This window comes from Bradyrhizobium sp. USDA 4473 (assembly GCF_054063335.1).
In genome coordinates, this window is record NZ_JBSSGE010000001.1 from 4,185,814 (window position 1) to 4,207,164 (window position 21,351).

16 protein-coding genes and 2 pseudogenes are annotated in these 21,351 nt (G+C 66.2%); 13 read left to right on the top strand and 5 right to left on the bottom strand.

Features of this window, described 5'->3' with window-relative positions:
* Window positions 1-21 precede the first annotated feature (21 nt).
* Together ACVW17_RS19405 and murC are read left to right on the top strand one after the other, a co-directional pair.
* A complete protein-coding gene (locus ACVW17_RS19405) occupies window positions 22-861 on the top strand; it encodes a class I SAM-dependent methyltransferase (RefSeq protein ID WP_456753359.1) in 840 nt (279 codons plus the stop codon).
* A 231-nt stretch (window positions 862-1,092) separates the two neighbouring features.
* Window positions 1,093-2,496, top strand: coding sequence for a UDP-N-acetylmuramate--L-alanine ligase (gene murC / locus ACVW17_RS19410; RefSeq protein ID WP_456753360.1), 1,404 nt, complete (start codon window positions 1,093-1,095; stop codon window positions 2,494-2,496).
* A gap of 56 nt (window positions 2,497-2,552) precedes the next feature.
* Here the strand turns inward: murC and ACVW17_RS19415 are convergent, their stop codons facing one another.
* Entirely contained in the window at window positions 2,553-2,888 is a 336-nt protein-coding gene (locus ACVW17_RS19415) for a GIY-YIG nuclease family protein (RefSeq protein WP_456753361.1), read from the bottom strand.
* A 20-nt stretch (window positions 2,889-2,908) separates the two neighbouring features.
* On the opposite strand from ACVW17_RS19415, the gene murB reads away from it, so the two are divergent.
* The 10 genes and pseudogenes from murB (at window position 2,909) to ligA (ending at window position 15,788) form a co-directional block, all read left to right on the top strand.
* Window positions 2,909-3,892 (top strand): UDP-N-acetylmuramate dehydrogenase, encoded by a 984-nt coding sequence (gene murB, locus ACVW17_RS19420; protein ID WP_456753362.1) that lies wholly within the window; start codon window positions 2,909-2,911, stop codon window positions 3,890-3,892.
* A gap of 67 nt (window positions 3,893-3,959) precedes the next feature.
* Window positions 3,960-4,946: a D-alanine--D-alanine ligase family protein gene (locus ACVW17_RS19425; protein WP_456753363.1), complete on the top strand. Its 987-nt coding sequence runs from the start codon at window positions 3,960-3,962 to the stop codon at window positions 4,944-4,946.
* A gap of 125 nt (window positions 4,947-5,071) precedes the next feature.
* Window positions 5,072-5,339: pseudogene (locus tag ACVW17_RS19430) on the top strand (hypothetical protein); the annotation flags it as partial.
* Window positions 5,279-6,286, top strand: a complete 1,008-nt coding sequence (locus ACVW17_RS19435; RefSeq protein ID WP_456753364.1) for a cell division protein FtsQ/DivIB — start codon at window positions 5,279-5,281, stop codon at window positions 6,284-6,286. The pseudogene ACVW17_RS19430 and the gene ACVW17_RS19435, both read left to right, overlap by 61 nt.
* Entirely contained in the window at window positions 6,283-7,599 is a 1,317-nt protein-coding gene (gene ftsA / locus ACVW17_RS19440) for a cell division protein FtsA (protein ID WP_456753365.1), read from the top strand. The genes ACVW17_RS19435 and ftsA overlap by 4 nt, the downstream gene beginning before the upstream one ends.
* 89 nt (window positions 7,600-7,688) lie before the next feature.
* The gene (gene ftsZ, locus ACVW17_RS19445; RefSeq protein ID WP_456753366.1) at window positions 7,689-9,470 is read left to right on the top strand and encodes a cell division protein FtsZ; all 1,782 of its coding nucleotides are present in this window, start codon (window positions 7,689-7,691) and stop codon (window positions 9,468-9,470) included.
* Between the two features lie 350 nt (window positions 9,471-9,820).
* Window positions 9,821-10,783: a UDP-3-O-acyl-N-acetylglucosamine deacetylase gene (gene lpxC / locus ACVW17_RS19450; RefSeq protein WP_456753367.1), complete on the top strand. Its 963-nt coding sequence runs from the start codon at window positions 9,821-9,823 to the stop codon at window positions 10,781-10,783.
* A 258-nt stretch (window positions 10,784-11,041) separates the two neighbouring features.
* Window positions 11,042-11,950, top strand: coding sequence for an outer membrane protein assembly factor BamD (locus tag ACVW17_RS19455; protein WP_456753368.1), 909 nt, complete (start codon window positions 11,042-11,044; stop codon window positions 11,948-11,950).
* 13 nt (window positions 11,951-11,963) lie between these two features.
* Window positions 11,964-13,634, top strand: coding sequence for a DNA repair protein RecN (gene recN / locus ACVW17_RS19460; protein WP_456753369.1), 1,671 nt, complete (start codon window positions 11,964-11,966; stop codon window positions 13,632-13,634).
* Between the two features lie 6 nt (window positions 13,635-13,640).
* A complete protein-coding gene (ligA, locus tag ACVW17_RS19465; RefSeq protein WP_456753370.1) occupies window positions 13,641-15,788 on the top strand; it encodes an NAD-dependent DNA ligase LigA in 2,148 nt (715 codons plus the stop codon).
* A 211-nt stretch (window positions 15,789-15,999) separates the two neighbouring features.
* Here the strand turns inward: ligA and ACVW17_RS19470 are convergent.
* Together ACVW17_RS19470 and ACVW17_RS19475 are read right to left on the bottom strand one after the other, a co-directional pair.
* A pseudogene (locus ACVW17_RS19470) lies at window positions 16,000-17,289 on the bottom strand (multidrug effflux MFS transporter).
* 353 nt (window positions 17,290-17,642) lie between these two features.
* On the bottom strand, window positions 17,643-19,472 hold the full coding sequence (locus ACVW17_RS19475) for an aminopeptidase P family protein (RefSeq protein ID WP_456753372.1): 1,830 nt from the start codon (window positions 19,470-19,472) through the stop codon (window positions 17,643-17,645).
* A gap of 190 nt (window positions 19,473-19,662) precedes the next feature.
* Between ACVW17_RS19475 and ACVW17_RS19480 the strand changes: the two genes are divergently transcribed.
* Window positions 19,663-19,848: a hypothetical protein gene (locus ACVW17_RS19480; protein WP_456753373.1), complete on the top strand. Its 186-nt coding sequence runs from the start codon at window positions 19,663-19,665 to the stop codon at window positions 19,846-19,848.
* 18 nt (window positions 19,849-19,866) lie between these two features.
* Here ACVW17_RS19480 and ACVW17_RS19485 read toward each other — a convergent pair whose 3' ends face one another.
* Window positions 19,867-20,373 carry a hypothetical protein gene (locus tag ACVW17_RS19485; protein ID WP_456753374.1) on the bottom strand — a complete coding sequence of 169 codons (507 nt, stop codon included), beginning with the start codon at window positions 20,371-20,373 and terminating at the stop codon, window positions 19,867-19,869.
* Window positions 20,374-21,258, bottom strand: a complete 885-nt coding sequence (locus ACVW17_RS19490; protein WP_456753375.1) for a 50S ribosomal protein L11 methyltransferase — start codon at window positions 21,256-21,258, stop codon at window positions 20,374-20,376.
* Between the last annotated feature and the right edge of the window lie 93 nt (window positions 21,259-21,351).

Below are 21,351 nucleotides of genomic sequence, written 5' to 3' on the forward strand. Positions count from 1 at the left end.
ACGCCGGGGGAGGGTTAGATCATGACGGATCTGCTGATCCACTCCGTCTCGGAGTTCTCGGACCTGATCCTCGAAGCGCTGCGTCTGGCGGAGGCGCGCGATGTGGTCGAGATCGGCGCCGAGTATGGCGGCATGTCGGCGCTGCTTGCCGATCACTGCCGGGCCCGCGGCGGCCGGCTCACCAGCATCGATCCCGCGCCGAAGCGCGCATTCCTCGATTGGGTGGCTGCCAATCCGGACGTGCGACACGTCGCAAAGCCGAGCCTCGACGCGTTCGGTGATCTGGATGCCGCCGACGCCTGGATCGTCGATGGCGATCACAACTGGTACACCGTCTATCACGAGCTCCGGCTGATCGAGGCGATCAGCCGCCGCGCCGGCAAGCCGGTCCTGGTCTTCCTGCACGATGTCGGCTGGCCTTGCGGCCGGCGCGACATGTATTACGCGCCCGAGCAGATTCCCGCAGCGTATCGTCATCCGCACAGTTTCAATGCCGGCGCCACGCTGGATCGTCCGGCGCTGGTCGAGGGCCGCGGATTTCGCGGCGCGGGCCTTGCCGCATTCGCAAACGCGTCCGGCGGCGCGCGCAACGGCGTGATGACCGCGATCGACGATTTCCTGAGCGAGGAGCTGGCGCAGGGCAGGGAGTTCGGCTTCGCCGAGATCCCCGCGGTGTTCGGCCTTGGCGTGCTGTTCGACATGAACGCCGCCTGGAGCGCACAGCTGGCCGAGCTCGTGCTGCCCTATCACCAGAACAAGCTGCTGCGCGTGCTCGAGGCCAACCGGCTGCGCAATTATCTTCGCGTCATCGAGATGCAGGACGAGTTCGCCGCGCGCGCTGCGCGGCCGGGAGCGGCGTAGCGCCCGGGCCGCCATGGAGACGTCCGTGTTGCCAGATATCAAGCACTGGCCGTTGGCCGACAACAGCGGCATTTCCGCGGCCGCGGAGTGGAAAAAGCCCTTGTCACGCACGGGAAAAGCGGGGCATCCAGTAGTCTGCGCCACCACCGATATGGGGCGCACAAAGAGGCCCAATCGTCCGTTCCGCAGCGAAGCCCGCACCGGTCGGATGATGATGTCAGGAACCGGATCATGAGACTGCCGCGCGAGATCGGACCCATTCACTTCGTCGGGATCGGCGGCATCGGCATGAGCGGCATCGCCGAGGTGCTGATCAATCTTGGCTACACCGTGCAGGGCTCCGACGCGTCGGACAATTACAACCTCGACCGGCTGCGCAAGAAGGGCGCCAAGATCTCGGTCGGCCACGCCGCCGAGAATGTCGATGGCGCCGATGTCGTCGTGGTCTCGACCGCGATCAAGCGCGACAATCCCGAGCTGATGGCGGCGCGCGCGCGGCGCATTCCCGTGGTGCGGCGCGCCGAGATGCTGGCGGAGTTGATGCGGCTGAAGAGCTGCGTCGCGATCGCCGGCACCCACGGCAAGACCACCACGACCACGATGGTCGCGACCTTGCTCGACGCCGGCGGGCTCGATCCGACCGTGATCAATGGCGGCATCATCAATGCCTACGGCTCCAACGCGCGGCTCGGGGCCGGCGACTGGATGGTGGTCGAGGCCGACGAGAGCGACGGCACCTTCCTGAAGCTGCCGTCCGACGTCGTCGTCGTCACCAATATCGATCCCGAGCATCTCGATCATTTCAAGACCTTCGAGGCGATCCAGGATGCGTTCCGCAATTTCATCGAGAACGTTCCGTTCTACGGCTTTGCCGTGATGTGCACCGATCATCCGGTGGTGCAGAGCCTGGTCGGCAAGATCGAGGATCGCCGCATCATCACCTACGGCCAGAATCCGCAGGCCGATGCGCAGCTGCTGGAGCTCACGCCGATGGGCGGCGGCTCGAAGTTCACCGTCGCGATCCGCGATCGCAAGTCAGGCACGACGCACGAGATCAAGGACATCACGCTGCCGATGCCGGGACGCCACAACGCGTCCAACGCGACGGCGGCGATCGCGGTCGCGCACCAGCTCGGCGTGTCCGACGACGTGATCCGCCAGGCGATGGCCGGCTTCGGCGGCGTGAAGCGACGCTTCACCAAGACCGGCGAGACCAACGGCATCACCGTGATCGACGACTACGGTCATCATCCGGTCGAGATCGCGGCGGTGCTGAAGGCGGCGCGGGAATCCACCAACGGCAAGATCGTCGCTGTGGTGCAGCCGCATCGCTACACCCGCCTGCAATCGCTGTTCGAGGAATTCTGCACCTGCTTCAACGACGCCGATGCGGTCGTGGTCGCCGAGGTCTATCCGGCCGGCGAGGCGCCGATCGCAGGTATCGACCGTGACCATTTCGCCGCCGGCCTGCGCGCCCACGGCCATCGCAACGTGGTGCCGCTGCCGAACGCCGGCGAACTCGCCAGCATCGTGCACGGCCTCGCCAAGTCCGGTGACCTCGTCGTCTGCCTCGGCGCCGGCAACATCACGCAATGGGCCTACGCACTGCCCGGCGAATTGAAGGCGCTGGGGTGATGATGGTCTCGTATCCATCCCCGTCATGGCCGGGCTTGTCCCGGCCATCCACGTCTTCACTGGACGATCGTGTCGTACAGATCGTCCCAGTTTGGATTCGCTGCAATGATTTTGCGGACCTTCCAGGCGCGAGGCCAATGCTTGATGGTATGTTCACGCTGGATAGCTGTGCGGATATCGTCGAATTGCTCGAAATAGACCAGCCGCTTCAAGTCGTAACGCTTGGTGAATCCATCGACGAATCCAGAACGATGCTCAAATGTCCGGCGGACGAGATCGCTCGTTACGCCGACGTAGAGCACGCCGTTCGGACGGTTGGTCAGAAAATAGATGTATCCCCCTGCCATGCGGAGATATTGCAAGACGTGGATGGCCGGGACAAGCCCGGCCATGACGGATGGAGGGGGTACGCATGACCTTCCCCGACATCACGCCCGGCCTCAAAGCCGCGATGCCGGAGCTGCGCGGGCGGCTGCTGGCGAACCAGTCGCTGGCGGAGCTGACCTGGTTTCGCGTCGGCGGTCCGGCGCAGGTGCTGTTCACGCCGGCGGATGAAGACGATCTCGCCTACTTCCTGAAGCGCCTGCCGCAGGAATTGCCGGTCTATGTCGTCGGCGTCGGCTCCAATCTGATCGTGCGCGACGCCGGCATGCCTGGTGTCGTGATCCGGCTCGCGCCGCGTGCGTTCGGCGAAACCAGTGCGGCCGGCGATGTCGTCACCGCCGGCGCCGCCGCGCTCGACAAGCGCGTCGCCGAAACGGCGGCGGCGGCTGATATCGGCGGCATGGAATTCTTGTTCGGCATTCCCGGCACGGTCGGCGGTGCGCTGCGCATGAACGCCGGCGCCAATGGCGGCGAGACCAAGGACGTGCTGATCGAGGCCACCGGCGTCGGTCGCGACGGCACCAAGCATGTGTTCGGCAATGCCGACATGAAGTTCGTCTATCGCAACAGCGGTGTCGATCCGTCGATCGTGTTCACCTCGGCGCGCTTTCGCGGCACGATCACCGATGCGGAGACGATCCGCGCCCGCATGAACGAGGTGCAGACCCATCGCGAGACCGCGCAGCCGATCCGCGAGAAGACCGGCGGCTCGACCTTCAAGAACCCGCCCGGCAACAGCGCCTGGAAGTTGATCGACGCCGCCGGCTGCCGCGGCCTCAAGGTCGGCGGCGCGCAGGTGTCGGAGATGCACTGCAATTTCCTGATCAACACCGGTAGCGCGACCGGGCACGACATCGAGACGCTCGGCGAGACGGTGCGCGAGCGGGTCAGGCAAACCAGCGGAATTGAGCTGCACTGGGAAATCAAGCGGATCGGGAATTCAACGGAGTCGTCATTCCGGGGCTCGCGAAGCGAGAACCCGGAATCCATCGCGCCGCAAGACAAGGGGTGAAATGGATTCCGGGCTCGCGCTCCACGCGCCCCGGAATGACGGGCGTAGCGAACGACAGGCAAAGAACATGCAGGTGACCATTCTGTTCGGCGGCACTAACAAGGAGCGGCTGGTCTCGGTGGCGAGCACGCAGGCGCTGCACCGCGCGCTGCCCGATGCGGAGCTCTGGTTCTGGGATGTCGACGACACCGTGCATGCGGTGACGTCCGAGAAGCTGCTCGGCCACACGCGGCCCTTCGAAGTCGACTTCAAGCCCGACGGTCGCGGCATCGCGCTCGACCAGGCGCTCGACAAAGCGCGCGCCGAGCGGCGTGTGCTGGTGTTCGGCCTGCACGGCGGCCGCGCCGAGAACGGCGAATTGCAGGCGATGTGCGAGATGCGCGGCGTCGCGTTCACCGGCTCCGGTTCGGCGTCGTCGCATCTGGCGTTCGACAAGCCGTCGGCGAAGCGCTTCGCCGCGATCGCGGGCCTCAACGCGCCGCAGGGCATTGCCGTCGACGAGATCGACGACGCCTTCGGGAAATACGGCAGGCTGATCGCAAAGCCGGCGAAGGACGGTTCGAGCTACGGGCTGATCTTCGTCAACGCCAAGCAGGATCTCGTCGCGGTCCGCAACGCCGCGAAGCACGAAGACTATCTGATCGAGCCGTTCGTCTCGGGCGTCGAGGCGACCTGCGGCGTGCTCGAGCAGTCCGACGGCAGGGTATTCGCGCTGCCGCCGATCGAGATCGTGCCGGGGGAGGGCGCGTTCGACTACACAGCCAAATACCTTCTGAAGTCGACCCAGGAGATCTGTCCCGGCCGCTTCGCGCCGGAGGTGACCACCGCGATCATGGACCACGCGCTGCGGGCGCACCGTGCCTTGTCCTGCACCGGCTACTCACGCAGCGATTTCATCGTGTCGGCCAATGGCCCGGTCTACCTCGAGACCAATACGCTGCCCGGGCTGACCGCGGCATCACTGTACCCTAAAGCCTTGAAAGCACAGGGCATCGCGTTTGCCGACTTCCTCAACGACCAGATCGCGCTCGCCCGCCGCCGCGCCGGAGGTTAAGGCCGATCGGGCGGGAAGGCGCTCGACTCGGCCGGATGGAACCCGGGGCCTGTTGCTAAAATGCTAACGGGTTCGCGGCAAAGTACTCAGAGCGTTGATCAAAATACACTCCAGGCTGAACTCATTTACCGTTTGTTTACCAGGAAGCCCGAAGGTTAACGCTGGCGGCGCATGTAGCGCTTGGCTGCCGGGGCGTGAGCTGTCGCGGATTACCGCTTCGAGGATCGCAACCAGGGAACAGGGGGCCACTCTAATCCCACCGGTCTAGCCGAGACGTGATGTGTGCCGGGACCCGCGGGGTTTGCGGGCACAACACGTGACGAGTTCGTGCAATGGATGGTGCAGGACGCCTCACCCGATCGCTGCGATCGCTGGGGCCCCAAGCTGACCTGAGAGCAGCCGCTATTGGAGCGGCGGTGCTGCTGCGCGAGTATGTCGGCGCCCATCTGGCGCGTCGCCGCCGCCGTCCCGCCAAGCAGCCGCAGCTGATCGATCGCGAGCCGCCGAATCGCTACATCCTGATGGTCGAACGCTATCTGCCGCGCCGCATCGGCCTGGTCGCGACGCTTGCGCTTCTGTTCGGCAGCCTCGGCTTCGGCATCGTCAAGGGCGGCCATGTCGAGGAGTTCACCACCGCGCTCAGCGACACCCGCAACGCGCTGGCCAATTCCGCGGGCTTCCGCATCACGACCGTCGGCATCAACGGCCGCAAGCAGCTGAGCCAGGACGAGGTGCTTGCGATCGGCGGCGTCAACGGCCGTTCCTCGCTGCTGTTCCTCGACGCCGATACCGTGCGCGCCAAGCTGAAGGCCAATCCCTGGATCGCGGACGCCACGATCCTCAAGCTCTATCCGGGCCGGCTGCAGATCGACATCGTCGAGCGCACCGCCTTCGCGCTGTGGCAGCAGAACGGCCGCCTGTCGGTGATCGCCTCCGACGGCGCGGTGCTGGAGCCTTACGTCACGCGCCGCTTCCTCAATCTGCCGCTGGTCGTGGGCAAGGGCGCCGACACCCGCGCGCAGGACTTCCTGGCGCTGCTCGACCGTTATCCGCAGGTGCGTTCGGTGACCAAGGCCGCGATCTTCGTCGGTGAGCGGCGCTGGAGCCTGCGTCTGAAGGACGGCCTCGACATCCGCCTGCCCGAGAACGATGTCGGCAATGCGCTCGCCGCACTCTCCAAGCTCGACAAGGACGAGAAGCTGTTCTCGCGCGACATTGTCGCCGTCGACATGCGGCTGCCCGATCGGCTGATCGTGCAATTGTCCGAGGAAGCCGGCAAGGCGCGCGACGAACTGTTCAAGGACAAGAAGTCCAAGAAGAAGGCCGGTGACAGCGCATGACCGGCCTCGACCGCAATTTGACCCCGAAGACCCGTCCGATGCAGAAGCGCACCGCGATGGTGGCTTCGCTCGACGTCGGCTCCAGCAAGATCGCCTGCATGATCGCGCGGCTCAAGCCGTCGCCGCCGAACGAGGCGCTGCGCGGCCGCACCCATGCGGTCGAATTGATCGGCTACAGCCAAATCCAGTCGCGCGGCGTCAAGGCCGGCGCCGTGGTCGACCTCGCCGAATGCGAGAAGGCGGTGCGCCATGCCGTGGCGCTGGCCGAGCGCATGGCCAAGGTCCGTGTCGAATCCGTCCTGCTGTCGGTCTCAGGCGGCCGGCAGCATGGCCAGCTGGTTGAGGCCGCGGCCGATATCCGCGGCGGCTCGGTGACCTCGGACGATATCAGCCGCGTCACCTCGGCCGGCATGCGGCATGCCGCCGGCGCCGGCCGCACCGTGCTGCACGCGCTGCCGGTCGGCTACGCGCTCGACGGCGTCAAGGGCATCCGCGATCCCCGGGGCATGGTGGCGCGCCAGTTCGGCGTCGACATGAACGTGGTGACGTCGGATGCCACGGTCGCCAAGAACCTGATGCTGGTGGTCGAGCGCTGCCATCTCAACGTCGAGGCCATGGCCTCGAGCCCCTATGTCGCAGGCCTCTCGGTGCTGACCGACGACGAAGCCGATCTCGGCGCAGCCGTTGTCGAGATGGGCGCGGGCTCGACCACGATCGCAACCTATTCCGGCGGCCGCCTCGTACATGCATCCGGATTTGCGCTCGGCGGGCAACACATCACGATGGATCTTGCGCGCGGCATCGGCGCGTGCATTGCGGACGCCGAGCGAATCAAGACTTTATACGGCACAGTGCTGACCGGCGGATCGGACTCGCGTGAGCTGATGTCCGTCCCTACTGCAGGCGACGATCGGGAGACACCGCAAATCGTGTCCCGCGCCACGATTGCGAACATTGTCCGGCATCGCGCCGAGGAGATTTTTGAAATGATCCGTGACCGGCTCGCGGATTCTCCCTTTGCGGCTGAGCCGAGGGCGCGCGTCGTGCTGAGCGGCGGTGCGTCGCAGCTCACCGGCACGGTCGAGCTCGCCACCCGCATTCTGAACCGTCAGGTCCGCATCGGCCGCCCGCTCGGCTTCGGCCGGCTGCCGAACGAGGCGAAGGGCGCCTCGTTCTCGGTGCCGACGGGCCTGCTGGTCTACCCGCAATACGCTCATCTTGAACATGTCGAACCGCGGCGCACGCGGCAGCTCCGGACAGGGACAGACGGTTACTTCGGAAAGGTCGGACGATGGCTTCGCGAGGGCTTCTGATGACCGCACCCCGGCTCATTGCATTTTCACCAGCTCCTGCGGCCAGCGGCCGGGGCGAACCAACGCGCGCATAATCGAGAGAGGCAACCATGGCACTCAATCTGACACCCCCTGACATCAGCGAGCTGAAACCGCGGATCACCGTCTTCGGCGTCGGCGGCGCGGGTGGTAATGCCGTCAACAACATGATCACCGCCGGGTTGCAGGGCGTCGACTTCGTCGTCGCCAACACCGACGCGCAGGCGCTGACGATGTCGAAGGCGCAGCGCATCATCCAGATGGGCACCCAGGTCACCCAGGGTCTCGGCGCCGGCTCGCAGCCCGATGTCGGCGCTGCGGCCGCGCAGGAAGTCATGGACGAGCTGCGCGATCACCTCACCGGCGCCAACATGGTGTTCGTCACCGCCGGCATGGGCGGCGGCACCGGCACCGGCGCCGCGCCCGTGATCGCCAAGGCCGCCCGCGAGATGGGGATCCTCACCGTCGGCGTGGTGACGAAGCCGTTCCACTTCGAAGGCCAGCGCCGCATGCGCACCGCCGAGCACGGCATTTCCGAGCTCCACAAGGTGGTCGACACGCTGCTGATCATCCCAAACCAGAACCTGTTCCGGGTCGCCAACGAGAAGACCACCTTTGCCGACGCGTTCGCGATGGCCGACCAGGTGCTGTACTCGGGCGTCGCCTGCATCACCGACCTGATGGTCAAGGAAGGCTTGATCAACCTCGACTTCGCCGACGTCCGCGCCGTGATGCGCGAGATGGGCAAGGCGATGATGGGCACCGGCGAGGCCACCGGGGAGAAGCGCGCGCTGACCGCAGCCGAAGCTGCGATCGCCAACCCGCTGATCGACGACTCGTCGATGAAGGGCGCCCGCGGCCTCCTGATCTCGATCACCGGCGGCAAGGACCTGACCCTGTTCGAGGTCGACGAAGCCGCGACCCGCATCCGCGAGGAGGTCGATGCCGACGCCAACATCATCGTCGGCGCCACCTTCGACGAATCGCTCGACGGCATCATTCGCGTCTCGGTGGTCGCAACCGGTATCGAGCAGGCCGCGATCGCCTCGCGTGCCCAGGCTCCCGCGCAGCAGTCGGGCGGTTCGCCCGAGAGCCGGCTGGCCGACCTGACCGCCCGCCTGCGCGCCGACAATCAGCGCATGGCCGAGCGGGCCCAGAAGCTGGAGCCGCCGACCGGCGTGACCGTTGCACCGATCGCAGCTCCTTCCGCAGCCCAGCAGCGCCCGGCCGTCGAGCGCGCCGCGCTGGCGGCGATCGCCGCGGCGGTTGCCCCGGATAGCGCACCCCAGGCTCCGATGCAGCCGGCGTCCTACGGTGATGTCACGGTGCGGCCGATTGCCCAGAAGCCCTCGTTGTTCCCGGACCACGAGGCGGCCAAGGCCGAGCAGCACGAGCAGATGCCGCCCGAGACCTTCATCCCGCAGGCAGCCGAGCGGTCGCCGGTGCGGGCCCCGCGAATGCCGAAATTCGAGGACCTGCCGATGCCGGCGCAGGCGGAAATCCGCCAGGCCAGCGGTGACGGCGAGGCGGAACACCCGCAGAAGACCCGGCTGTCGCTGCTGCAGCGGCTGGCCAATGTCGGCCTCGGCCGCCGCGACGAAGAAACCGAACCGCCGATCGCGGCCCGTGCCTCCGGTCCGGCGATGCCTGCGATGCCGGCGCTGCCCGAGCGCAAGCCGGCCCGCAGCGTCGCCCAGCAGATCTCGGCGAACGAATCGCCGGTATCGGAATATGCAAAGCGGCCCGCGCCGCAGGGGTTGGACGCACATGGCCGCCAGGCGCCTGTTGCCCCGGCGCCACAGGGTGACGACCATCTTGATATCCCGGCCTTCCTGCGCCGGCAGGCCAACTGAAGTTTGTTACAATCTTGGCGACAAAGAAGGCCTCGGCGGGGAACTGCCGGGGCCTTCTCCTTGTGGCGGGCAGGCGGTTCGGCTCGATAAACAAGCAACTGATTTTAAATGATTAATTATTCTTTGGATGATTGGATGGCGGCTCTCCGCCGGCCGTTTCCGCTGCGGCAATTTGGTTAAGCTCGGGCACGAATGCGGCAGAGATGGGGTAACAATCGGTAAACAAGCGTGAGTTGGCGCGGTTTAGGGCAATCACTATGGTCTGCCGGGACTTGGGGAGCTCAAGCGAGTCGGCCTTGGGGAAGTTTGGCCACTTGTATTGAGTGAAGTCGGGTAGTGGGCATTTTCGAATGAAGTTCAGCCGTCAAACAACGCTTCGGTCGCAAGCCACCGTGACTGGCGTGGGCGTTCATTCCGGTCTTCCTGTTAGTCTCACGCTGGGCCCTGCACCTGTTGATGCAGGTTTTATTTTTGTCCGCACCGGTCTTGACGGTACCGACCGCGAAGTGACCGCCACCGCCGACGCTGTGATCGCAACCGAGTTTGCGACGGTGCTCGGTGACCGCGAAGGGCCGCTGGTCTCGACCGCTGAGCATGTGCTTGCGGCGCTGCGCGGCATGGGCGTCGACAACGCCACCATCGAAATCGACGGGTCGGAAGTTCCGATCATGGACGGCAGTGCTGCCGCGTTTGTCGCAGCCATCGATCAGGCCGGCATCGTGACCCAGCCGGCGGTCCGCCGCTTCATCCAGGTGCTCAAACCGGTGCAGGTCAAGATCGGCGATGCGATGGGCGAACTGCGTCCGTTCGCCGGCGGCTTCCGCGCCGAAGTCGAGATCGATTTTACCAACAAGGTGATCGGCCGCCAGACCTATTCCTTCGATCTGTCGCCGGAAAGCTTCCGCCGCGAGGTCGCGCGTGCCCGCACCTTCGGCTGCATGAGCGACGTGGCACGGCTGTGGGGCGCGGGCTTCGCGCTCGGCGCCTCCTTCGACAACACCGTGGTGTTCGACGAGGCCCGCCTGCTCAATGCCGAGGGCCTGCGCTACGCCGACGAGTGCGCCCGCCACAAGGTGCTCGACGTGATCGGCGATCTGGCGCTGGCCGGCTTGCCGCTGCTCGGCAGCTACCGTTCGGTCCGGGGCGGCCACAAGCTGAACAACGCGGTGCTGAAGGCGCTGCTCGCCGACCGCAGCGCCTGGCGGGTGGTCGAATCGGAGACTGCGCGGCGGCCGGTCCGCGGCCATGTCGAGGCCGGTGCAGGCACCGTGGGTGGCCTCGTTGCCCCGGCCTACGGCCCGGACGTGTCCTGATCGCCCAGATCCTGATCGCCCAGCCGGTCGAGCCCAATTTCCGTAATAACCCCAGCAGGCTGTGTGCTTTGTCAGGCCGCCTTATTCCCGGCGGATTGGCTCCCTATTCGGTTGGTCCACGGTCATTTTTCGGTTAAACAGGCCTGCGGTTGCCTGATGCGGCACCAACGGCGCGAGAGATATTGCATCCATGACCGCGGTTCATGGGTGGAGTGGGGTCGCCGTTAACCGCATCACAGGCGTCAGGTTTTACAATTCATGTCGGCAATGCGTATGGCGCTCGAACCACGCTCCTCTTCTGACGTCTCCGGCCTGACCAAGGCCGCGCGCGCGCTGCGTTTCGCGGCGGGCCTGATCGTGCTGGCACTGCCGCTCTCAGGCTGCGGCACCGGCGCGCTGTGGGACAAGTTCATGGCCAAGGACGACACGTTCGTCGATGAGCCCGCGGACAAGCTCTACAATGAGGGCTTGTACATGATGAACGAGAAGAAGGACCTGAAGGCCGCCTCAAAGAAGTTCGAGGAAGTCGACCGTCAGCACCCCTATTCGGACTGGGCGCGCAAGTCGCTGTTGATGTCGGCCTATTCGTATTACCAGGCCGGCGACTATGACAGCTGCATCGGCTCCGCGACCCGCTACGTCACGCTGCATCCCGGCAGCCCGGACGCGTCCTACGCCCAGTATCTGATCGCGGCGTCGCATTTCGACCAGATCCCGGACATCTCGCGCGACCAGAGCCGCACCGAGAAGGCGATCGCCGCGCTCGAAGAAGTGGTGCGCAAATATCCGACCTCGGAATACGCCACCCAGGCCAAGAACAAGATCCAGGCCGCGCGCGACCAGCTCGCCGGCAAGGAGATGGCGGTCGGGCGCTACTATATCGAGAAGCGCGACTTCACCGCCGCGATCAACCGCTTCAAGACCGTGGTCACGCAGTACCAGACCACGCGCCATGTCGAAGAGGCGCTGTACCGGCTCACCGAGGCCTATATGGCGATCGGCATCGTCGGCGAGGCGCAGACCGCAGCCGCCGTGCTCGGCCACAATTTTCCGGACAGCCGCTGGTACAAGGACGCCTATAATCTAGTAAAGTCCGGCGGTCTCGAGCCGAGCGAGAATCAGGGATCCTGGATCAGCAGGACCTTCAAGAAGATAGGTCTCGGCTAGGAATTGTCCTCGCATGCTGGCCCGTCTGTCGATCCGTGACATCGTCCTGATCGAACGGCTTGATATCGAATTTTCCCGTGGTCTGGCGGTGCTGACCGGCGAAACCGGCGCCGGCAAATCCATCCTGCTCGATGCCTTTGCGCTGGCGCTCGGCGGCCGCGGCGATGCCGGCCTGGTTCGGCATGGCGCCGAGCAGGGGCAGGTCACCGCCACGTTTGACGTCCCGAAGGGCCACCCGGCGGCGAAAATCCTGGCCGAGAACGGCCTCGACGACACCGGTGAGATGATCCTGCGCCGCGTGCAGCTCGGCGACGGCCGCACCCGCGCCTTCATCAACGATCAGGCGATCAGCGTGCAGACCCTGAAGGCGGTCGGCGCGGTTCTGGTCGAGATCCACGGCCAGCACGACGAGCGCGCGCTGGTCGACGCCTCCACCCATCGCCAGCTGCTCGACGCCTTCGCCGGCCATGAGAAGGACGTCACGGCGCTGGAAGCGCTCTGGGATGTCAGGCGGACCGCCGCTACCGCGCTTGACGAGCATCGCGCCGGCATGGAGCGCGCGGCGCGCGAGGCCGACTATCTGCGCCACGCCTCGCAGGAGCTGAAGACGCTGGCGCCGAAGGAGGGCGAGGAGACCGAGCTCGCCAACCGCCGCACCACCATGATGCAGGGCGAGAAGGTCGCGACCGATCTGCGCGAGGCGCAGGAAGCGATCGGCGGCCCGCATTCGCCGGTGTCGGCGCTGTCGGCCGCAGTGCGGCGGCTGGAGCGTCGTGCCGCCAATGCGCCGGCGCTGATCGAGCCGGCGGTGAAGGCGATCGATATCGCGATCAACGCGCTGGAGGAGGCCGACCAGCATCTCCACGCCGCGCTGGCGGCGACCGATTTCGATCCGGCCGAACTCGAGCGCATCGAGGAGCGGCTGTTCGCGCTGCGCGCCGCCTCGCGCAAATATTCGACGCCGGTCGATTTGCTGGCGGCGCTGGCTGCGCAATACGCTGGTGACGTCGCGCTGATCGATGCCGGAGCCGACCAGCTCAAGAGGCTGGAAGCGGCCGCCGCGGAGGCCGACAAGCGCTACGCGGCTGCGGCCGCGAAACTGTCGGCGTCGCGGAGCAAGGCGGCCGAGACACTCAACAAGGCCGTCAATGCCGAGCTCGCGCCGCTCAAGCTCGAACGCGCCAAGTTCATGACCCAGGTCGAGAGCAATGCGGCGGCGCCGGGGCCGCAAGGCATCGACCGCGTCGAGTTCTGGGTGCAGACCAATCCGGGCACCAAGCCGGGACCGATGATGAAGGTCGCCTCCGGCGGCGAGCTGTCGCGCTTCCTGCTGGCGCTGAAGGTGGTGCTCGCCGATCGCGGCTCGGCGCCGACTTTGGTGTTCGACGAAATCGATACCGGCGTCGGCGGCGCGGTAGCAGACGCGATCGGATCGCGGCTGGCACGCCTTGCCGGCAAGGTGCAGGTGATGGCGGTGACGCATGCGCCGCAGGTCGCGGCTCGCGCCAGCCAGCATCTTTTGATCTCCAAGGATGCGCTCGACAAGGGCAAGCGCGTCGCCACCCGCGTCAACGCGCTCGCCGCCGACCATCGCCGCGAAGAGATCGCGCGCATGCTGGCCGGCGCCGAGATCACCGCGGAGGCGAGGGCCGCCGCGGAACGACTGCTCAGGGCGGCGAGTTAGTCGCCGATGGCCGCCAAAGCGAAGAAGGCACCGGTCGACGTCGACAAACTCACCAAGGCCCAGGCCAAGGTCGAGTTGATGCGGCTTGCGCTCGAGCTCGAAGGCCACGACAAGCGCTACTATCAGGACGACGCGCCCAGCGTCACCGACGCCGAATACGACGCGCTGCGGCAGCGTTACAATGCGATCGAGAAGCGTTTCCCCGAATTCGTCACCGCGGAATCGCCGTCGCGGAAGGTCGGCGCCGCGCCGTCGGGACGCTTCAAGAAGGTCCGCCATTCACTGCCGATGCTGTCGCTCGACAACGCGTTTGCCGAAGCCGACGTGGTCGACTTCGTCGGACGCATTGCGCGTTTCCTGAAGCTGCCGGACGACAAGATCGATTTTTCGGCCGAGCCGAAGATCGACGGGCTGTCAATGTCGCTGCGCTACGAGGGCGGCGAGCTCGTCACCGCGGCGACCCGCGGCGACGGCGCCGAGGGTGAGGACGTCACCGCCAACATCCGCACGCTGGAGGATGTGCCCGAGAGGCTCAAGGGCCGCAACGTGCCCGAGATCTGCGAGGTGCGCGGCGAGGTCTACATGACCAAGAAGGCGTTCCTCGCGCTCAACGAGCGGCAGAAAGCCGCCGGCGACACCGTCTTCGCCAATCCGCGCAACTCGGCGGCCGGTTCGCTGCGGCAGAAGGATCCGGGCATCACCGCTTCGCGACCGCTCGGCTTCTTCGCCTATGCCTGGGGCGAGATGAGCGCGATGCCGGAGGAGACCCAGACCGGCATGATCCACTGGTTCGAGCGCTGCGGCTTCAAGACCAATCCGCTGACCAGACTGTGTCACTCGGTCGAGGAGTTGATCGCCTTCCATCGCGAGATCGAGGAGCAGCGCGCCGAGCTCGACTACGACATCGACGGCGTCGTCTACAAGGTCGATCGCATCGACTGGCAGGAGCGGCTCGGCTTCGTGTCGCGCACGCCGCGCTGGGCGATCGCGCACAAATTCCCGGCCGAGCGCGCCATGACCGTGCTGCGCGACATCGAGATCCAGGTCGGACGCACCGGCTCGTTCACGCCGGTCGGCAAGCTCGAGCCGGTCGGCGTCGGCGGCGTGATCGTGCAGAACGTCACGCTGCACAATGAGGACTACATCAAGGGCATCGGCAACAAGGGCGAGGTGCTGCGCGAGGGGCGCGACATCAGGATCGGCGACACCGTGGTGATCCAGCGCGCCGGCGACGTGATCCCGCAGGTCGTCGACGTCGTGCTCGACAAGCGGCCGAAGAGCGCCAAGGAATTCCATTTTCCGAAGAAGTGCCCATGCCCGCTGCACACCGACGTGGTGCGCGAGGAGACCGCGACCGGCGAGGAGGGCTCGCGGCTGCGTTGCAGCGGCGAGTTCGCCTGTCCGTTCCAGAAGGTCGAGCATCTCATCCTGTTCGTGTCGCGCCGCGCCTTCGACATCGACGGCCTCGGCGTGAAGCAGCTGCAATATTTCTTCGACGAAGGCTGGGTCAAGGAACCCGCCGACATCTTCACGCTGCCGAAACGCAACGCGAAGCTGAAGCTCGAGGGGATCGAGGGCTACGGCGAGACCTCGGTGCGCAATCTGTTCGCCGCGATCGACAGCCGGCGCCGGATCGGGCTGGAGCGCTTCATCTATGCGCTCGGCATGCGCCATGTCGGCGAGACCACCGCGCTGGCGCTGGCGCGCGGCTACGGCTCGTGGGAGGCGTTCCACGAGGCCTGCCTCAAGGTCGCCAAGGGCGACGAGGACGCCATCGCCGAGATGGATGCGCTCGACCAGATCGGCGACACCGTGATCAAGAGCATCGCGGATTATTTCGGCGAGAGCCACAATCGCGGCATCGTCGAGCGGCTGACCGGGGAGCTCGACGAGATCATCGATGCCGAGAAGCCGAAGAGCAATTCGGCGGTCGCCGGCAAGACCGTGGTGTTCACCGGCTCGTTGGAAAAGATGACGCGGGACGAGGCCAAGGCAACCGCCGAGCGGCTGGGCGCCAAGGCGGCCGGTTCGGTCTCGAAGAAGACCGACTATGTCGTCGCGGGGCCGGGCGCCGGCTCGAAGCTCGCCGAAGCCCAGAAGCACGGCGTCCAGGTGCTGACCGAAGACGAGTGGCTGAAGCTGATCGGGGAGTGAGGGGCGCAGCATCGCGCCACATTCTCCACTGTCGTCCTCCGCGAAAGCGGGGGACCCAGTATTCCAGAGACAGTCATTTTTGGTCGATAGGTCGCGGCGTACCGGATCCCCCGCCTGCTGTTTAGACCGGACAGATCACTGACAGGTGTTCGGAGACATAGCTGACACGTCAAAATTGGCTGGATTGGTCGATTCGGGGGCGGTGCACGCCTCACATCATCCCCTGCTCATCCTCCTCGGCCTGCGCGATCAGTTCCTCGCTCACCACCACGTTCCGCCGCGGCACGATGAAGATCATGGTGCAGACGCAGGCGATCGAGATCGCTGTGATCGCCGATGTCAGCGGCAGCGTGGTGGTGGAGTGGCCGCCGAGATAGGCGCCGAACTGCGAGATCAGCGAGCCGATGCCCTGCTGCAGGAAGCCCATGGCGCCGGAGGCAGTGCCGGCGGCCTAGGGACGGATGCTGATGGCGCCGGCCGCGGAATTGGCCATCACGAAGGCATTGGCGATCATCACGATCATCTGGGTGCCGAACAGCCAGAGCGGGGCCTGGTTTGCTCCAGTGAAGCTCCAGAGCAGGTTCAGCAGGCTGCCGCCGAGCTGCAACGCGAGGCCGAACCAGATCAGTCGCTCCAGCGAGTGCCGCGGCGCGAACCGCACGCACAGCAAATTGCCGACGAAGTAGCCGAACCCGGTCATCGCGAACCACGCGCCATACTCGGCGCTGCTGCGGCCCATCTGGGTGACCACGATGTAGGGGCCGCCGCCGGCGAAGGCGAAGATGATCTGCGACGCCAGCACCTGGCACAGGAGATAGCCGACGAAGGCGCGGCTGTGCAGCAGCTTGCCGAGGTCGCCGCGAAAGCTCGAACTGTCGGCGCGGTCGCGGCGGGTCTCGGGCAGCGCCAGCGCGATGAAGACCGCGACGGCCAGCGACGCCGCGGTGATGAAATAGAGGATCGCGCGCCAGCCGAACGTGGTCTCCAGCAGGCCGCCGGTCAGCGGGCTCACCATCTGCGCGATCATCAGCGCGGCGACGACGAGGCTGATCATGGCGCCGACCCGCTCGCGCGGATAGAGATCGCGGATGATGGCGCGGCTGATCACCATGCCGCTGGCGCCGCCGAGCGCCTGGAAGAACCGCGCCGCGATCAGCTGCGGCAGGGTCTCGGCGAACACGGAACCGATGCCGGCCACCACCATCAGGCCGAGGCCCGCAAGCAGCACCGGCCGGCGGCCGAACTTGTCGGACAGCGGTCCCATGATCAGCTGCGACAGCGCGATGCCGACCATGTAGAGCGACACCGTCATCTGCGCGATCGAGATGTCACGGCCGAACGTGGTCGCGAGCACCGGCAGTGCCGGGACCAGCATGTAGAGCGAGATCGGCGCGATGCCCGTCATCACGACGAGCATCAGCAGCATGACCTTCGATGTCGCGATGTTGTCTTGAGTGTTGCCTTTGGCCGCGCCGGGCGGCTTGCCCATCACGCCGTGCATTCAGGTCCGTTTCCGCATTGTGGAACCACTTTAGCGTGCCCGTTTGCGCGGAATACGGGAGTTTCGGCATACGCCCATGCGATTTCGGGACACGCGGCGGCGATGTTTCGTCTCGCGCAATTAGGCCGCTGTGCCCGCAAACTCCGCTGTCGTCCTCCGCGCAAGCGGGGGACCCAGTATTCCAGAGGCAGGTGTTCTTGAGCCGACGGGCCGCGGCGTACTGGATCCCCCGCTTGCCGCCTTCGCTAAAGCTTCGGCGGGCGCAGCTCCTTCACCCCGGCGAAGCCTTGGCGAAGACGGGTCGCGGGAATGACACCGAACGTGAGGAGAGGGTGAACGTAAACGCGACGCCGCTACGTCAGCGCCGCCGTCGCCTCGTCGAGCCACAGCTTCGTGGCGTTGTCGTCGAGATGCGGGCGCACCGTGCGGGCGACCCGGGCGTGGTAGTCGTTGAGCCAGGCCAGCTCGCTTGGGCTCAGCATGCCGACCTCGATCAGGCGGCGATCGATCGGCGCGAGGGTCAGCGTCTCGAAGGCGTTGACCGGCTTCTCGGCGCCGGCGATGTCGGTGCCGATCACGAGCTCGAGGTTCTCGATCCGGATGCCGTAGGCGTCGGTCTTGTAGTAGCCGGGCTCGTTCGACAGGATCATGCCCCGCTTCAGCGGCGTGGTACCGAGCTTGGAGATCCGCGCCGGCCCTTCATGGACGCTGAGATAGCTGCCGACGCCGTGGCCGGTGCCGTGCTCGAAATCGATCCCGGCCTGCCAGAGATATTGCCGCGCCAGCGTGTCGAGCTGGGCGCCGGTGGTGCCGTCGGGGAAGACCGCGCGGGCGATCGCGATATGGCCGCGCAGCACCCGGGTGAAGCGATCGCGCATCTCGTCGGTCGGCTGGCCGATCGCGATGGTGCGGGTGACGTCGGTGGTGCCGTCCTGATATTGCGCACCGGAATCGATCAGCAAGAGATCGCCGGGCGCGATGCGGCGGTTGCTCTTGCGCGTCACGCGGTAATGCACGATGGCGCCGTTCGGCCCGGTGCCGGCGATGGTCGGGAACGAGACATCCTTCAGCGCGCCGGTCTGGCGGCGGAAGGTCTCCAGCGCCTCGACGGTGTCGATCTCGGTGAGGTGGCCGGAGGGCGCCTCGCGATCGATCCAGGCGAGGAAGCGGGTCAGCGCCACCGCGTCGCGCTGATGTGCGGTGCGCGTGCCCTCGATCTCGGTGATGTTCTTGACTGCCTTGAGCAGACTGACCGGATCATTGCCGCGCACCGGCTTGCCGCCGGCGCCCGCGATCAGGCGGCTGAGAGCGTCGGCCGCGGTCGCGCTGTCGAGCGCGATCGAGGCGCCGCGCTTGGCAAGCTCGGTGAGCTTTGGCGCCAGCGCCGCCGGCTCCTCGACATCGGCGGATTGTTCGAGATGGTCGCGGGTCGCGTTGGACAGCTTGCGGTGATCGATGAACACCAGCGGCCGGCCGTCCTTCGGCACCAGCGCGTAGGACAGCGGCAGCGGCGTATGCGAGACGTCGGCGCCGCGGATGTTGAAGGTCCAGGCCACCGCATGGCTGTCGGACAGCACCAGCGCATCGACGCCGAGCTTGGTGATTTCGAGCCGGATGCGCTTGAGCTTCTCGGCCTCGATTTCGCCGGAGAACTGCGTGCCGTGGATCGAAACCGGGCCGAGCGGCGGTGCCGGCCGCTCGTGCCAGATCGTATCGACCGGGTTGCCGTCGACGGCAACCAGCTCGGCGCCGGCCTTGGTGCAGGCCGCCGCCAGCCGTTCGGCTGCCGCAGAAGTGTGCAGCCACGGGTCAAATCCTAGGCGGTCGCCCGCCGCCAGGTGCCGGGTCAACCAGTGCTCCGGCGGCGGCTCGACCAGCGGCTCGACCTGCCAGGCCTTCCGGTCGACCTGCTTGCCGGCCTGCAGCGTATAGCGGCCGTCGACGAACAGGGCCGCGTCCTTGGCGAGCACGATCGCGATCCCGGCCGATCCGGTGAAGCCGGTCAGCCAGGCGAGCCGCTCCTCGGACGCCGCAACATATTCATTCTGCTGCTGGTCGGCGCGCGGAACCACAAATCCCGTCAGCTTGCGCCGTGCCAGTTCCTCGCGCAGCGCGCTCAAGCGTGCGGCCAGCGCCACGCCGCCTTCGGGCTCTTCGAACGTCTGGAAATGGGCTTCGAACATCGCTGTCGCACTCTTTTCGGGTCGAGCATGAGCTTCGCGCAGACGCGGCCAAGCTGACCACATTTTTGGCATAACTTCTGCTTGAAACATGGCATAGTAGAACTGACCGGACGATGTCCACTGCATCTCCCGGGTCAAGCGTACGGGGAGTGTCCAGGAGTGTCTCAACTCAACGGTGAGGAGATGCACGATGCCTGCATTCACGTTTGAGAAGATCTCGCCGCCGATCCCGCGCGGCCCGATCGCGCCGGTCGAACAGAAGCCGCGTGGCGTCATCGTCCAGATGCTGGACCGCTTTGTCGAGGCGCGTGCCCGGCGTGCCGCCAGTCAGGACAAGGTCGAGACGGCCGGCCGCGAGTCCACCGCACCCAAATAACCAGCCCGCAGATCGCGTCTACCGCTTGAGGACCGACGCCTTCACCACGGTCGCATTGACGACCCTTGTGCCGTCGAGTTCGCGCACGATCCGCTCGTCGGGCCCGACGGTCCCGAGATCGAATTCGCGCTCAGGCGTCAGCAGCGTCATGCGGTGACCGACGATGACGACGACGGTCATGTCGCGGGGCTCGCCGGAGATCGCCCATTGCATGAGCTGGTTGCGAAACGGCTCCCGACGCCAGGCGTCGGGGAAGCCCGGGTCGCACCGGACCTCGAGGCCGTCGTCGGATGTGGTCAGCACGAGCTTCGATCTGGAGGGCTTCCAGTGCTCCTCGAGCAACTCGTTGACCAGCCAGACGCAGCCGAACGCGCGGCATTCCGCCGGCCGGTCCAGATAGACCCGGCAGCCGCGCCCCGGCTTGCAATGTGGGCACCAAGCGTTGGCGGGCTTCGCCAGTTCGTCGATCGCCATCACCTTGCAGCAGAGCGTGCAGTCGCCGCACTGTCTGCCGGCGGCGGCCATTCACCTCACCGAGCGCAGCAGCAGGCTGCTCCAGCCCTCGATCTTGAGATGCCGCAGCGGCACCAGCCCGCGGGCGCGATAGGCGGCGATCACAGCCGGTGCCTGGTGGGTCAAGAGGCCGGAGAGGATGACCTGCGCCGATGATGCAAGCTGCCGCGCCATCGGCCCGGCCAGCTGCCGCAGCGGATTGGCGAGGATGTTGGCGAGCACGAGATCGAACGGTCCGTCCTCGGCAAACCGCGGCGACGCAAAGCCGGTGGCGCGGATCGCGTCGACCAGATGGCCGGCGCCGTTCAGCCGGGCATTCTCCTCCGCCACCCGCACCGAGGGCGGGTCGATGTCGCTGGCCAGCACCTTGCCGTGCAGCGCCTTGGCCGCGGCGATCCCCAGCACGCCGGTCCCGGTGCCGAGATCGAGCACCCGGCGAGGCTGATACGCTTTCAGCACGTGGTCGAGCAGCAGCAGGCAGCCGCGGGTGGTGCCGTGATGGCCGGTGCCGAAGGCGAGCGCCGCCTCGATCTCGATCCCGAGCTTGTTGGGCGGTATTCTGTGACGGTCGTGCTGGCCGTGGACGACGAAGCGGCCGGCGGCGACCGGGACAAGGTCCTCCAGGCTGGCCTTGACCCAGTCCTTGGCCTCCACGGTATCAAATACCAAAGTCGATGCGACATCCTGCCGCGTCACCTGGCCGACCAGCTCGCGCAGCAAGGTTTGGTCCGGCGGCTCGGCAAAATGGACCGTGACGTCCCAGCGACCGTCCGGCCGCTCGAAGGCCGCAAAAGCCGCCTGATCCTCGAAGAACAGCTCGGAAAGTGCGTCCACCACGCGCTTTGCGGTCGCTTCGTCAGGAAGGGTGATGCTGGCGCGATGCGTGGCTGGGGTCATCGCAGGCCCGTAGCGCGGATTTTGTTAAAATTTCAAGCACGATTCAGTCGAATATCGCAAGAATTGAGAGGTTCCCGGTTTAGACAACTTTAG

Coding starts and splice junctions, on each gene's coding strand:
- ACVW17_RS19480 (WP_456753373.1), top strand. CDS start 19,663: ATGCCTGCATTCACGTTTGAGAAGATCTCGCCGCCGATCCCGCGCGGC.
- ACVW17_RS19455 (WP_456753368.1), top strand. CDS start 11,042: ATGTCGGCAATGCGTATGGCGCTCGAACCACGCTCCTCTTCTGACGTC.
- murB (WP_456753362.1), top strand. CDS start 2,909: ATGACCTTCCCCGACATCACGCCCGGCCTCAAAGCCGCGATGCCGGAG.
- ACVW17_RS19415 (WP_456753361.1), bottom strand. CDS start 2,888: ATGGCCGGGCTTGTCCCGGCCATCCACGTCTTGCAATATCTCCGCATG.
- murC (WP_456753360.1), top strand. CDS start 1,093: ATGAGACTGCCGCGCGAGATCGGACCCATTCACTTCGTCGGGATCGGC.
- ACVW17_RS19490 (WP_456753375.1), bottom strand. CDS start 21,258: ATGACCCCAGCCACGCATCGCGCCAGCATCACCCTTCCTGACGAAGCG.
- ftsA (WP_456753365.1), top strand. CDS start 6,283: ATGACCGGCCTCGACCGCAATTTGACCCCGAAGACCCGTCCGATGCAG.
- ACVW17_RS19435 (WP_456753364.1), top strand. CDS start 5,279: ATGGATGGTGCAGGACGCCTCACCCGATCGCTGCGATCGCTGGGGCCC.
- lpxC (WP_456753367.1), top strand. CDS start 9,821: ATGAAGTTCAGCCGTCAAACAACGCTTCGGTCGCAAGCCACCGTGACT.
- ACVW17_RS19425 (WP_456753363.1), top strand. CDS start 3,960: ATGCAGGTGACCATTCTGTTCGGCGGCACTAACAAGGAGCGGCTGGTC.
- recN (WP_456753369.1), top strand. CDS start 11,964: ATGCTGGCCCGTCTGTCGATCCGTGACATCGTCCTGATCGAACGGCTT.
- ACVW17_RS19405 (WP_456753359.1), top strand. CDS start 22: ATGACGGATCTGCTGATCCACTCCGTCTCGGAGTTCTCGGACCTGATC.
- ACVW17_RS19475 (WP_456753372.1), bottom strand. CDS start 19,472: ATGTTCGAAGCCCATTTCCAGACGTTCGAAGAGCCCGAAGGCGGCGTG.
- ftsZ (WP_456753366.1), top strand. CDS start 7,689: ATGGCACTCAATCTGACACCCCCTGACATCAGCGAGCTGAAACCGCGG.
- ACVW17_RS19485 (WP_456753374.1), bottom strand. CDS start 20,373: ATGGCCGCCGCCGGCAGACAGTGCGGCGACTGCACGCTCTGCTGCAAG.
- ligA (WP_456753370.1), top strand. CDS start 13,641: ATGGCCGCCAAAGCGAAGAAGGCACCGGTCGACGTCGACAAACTCACC.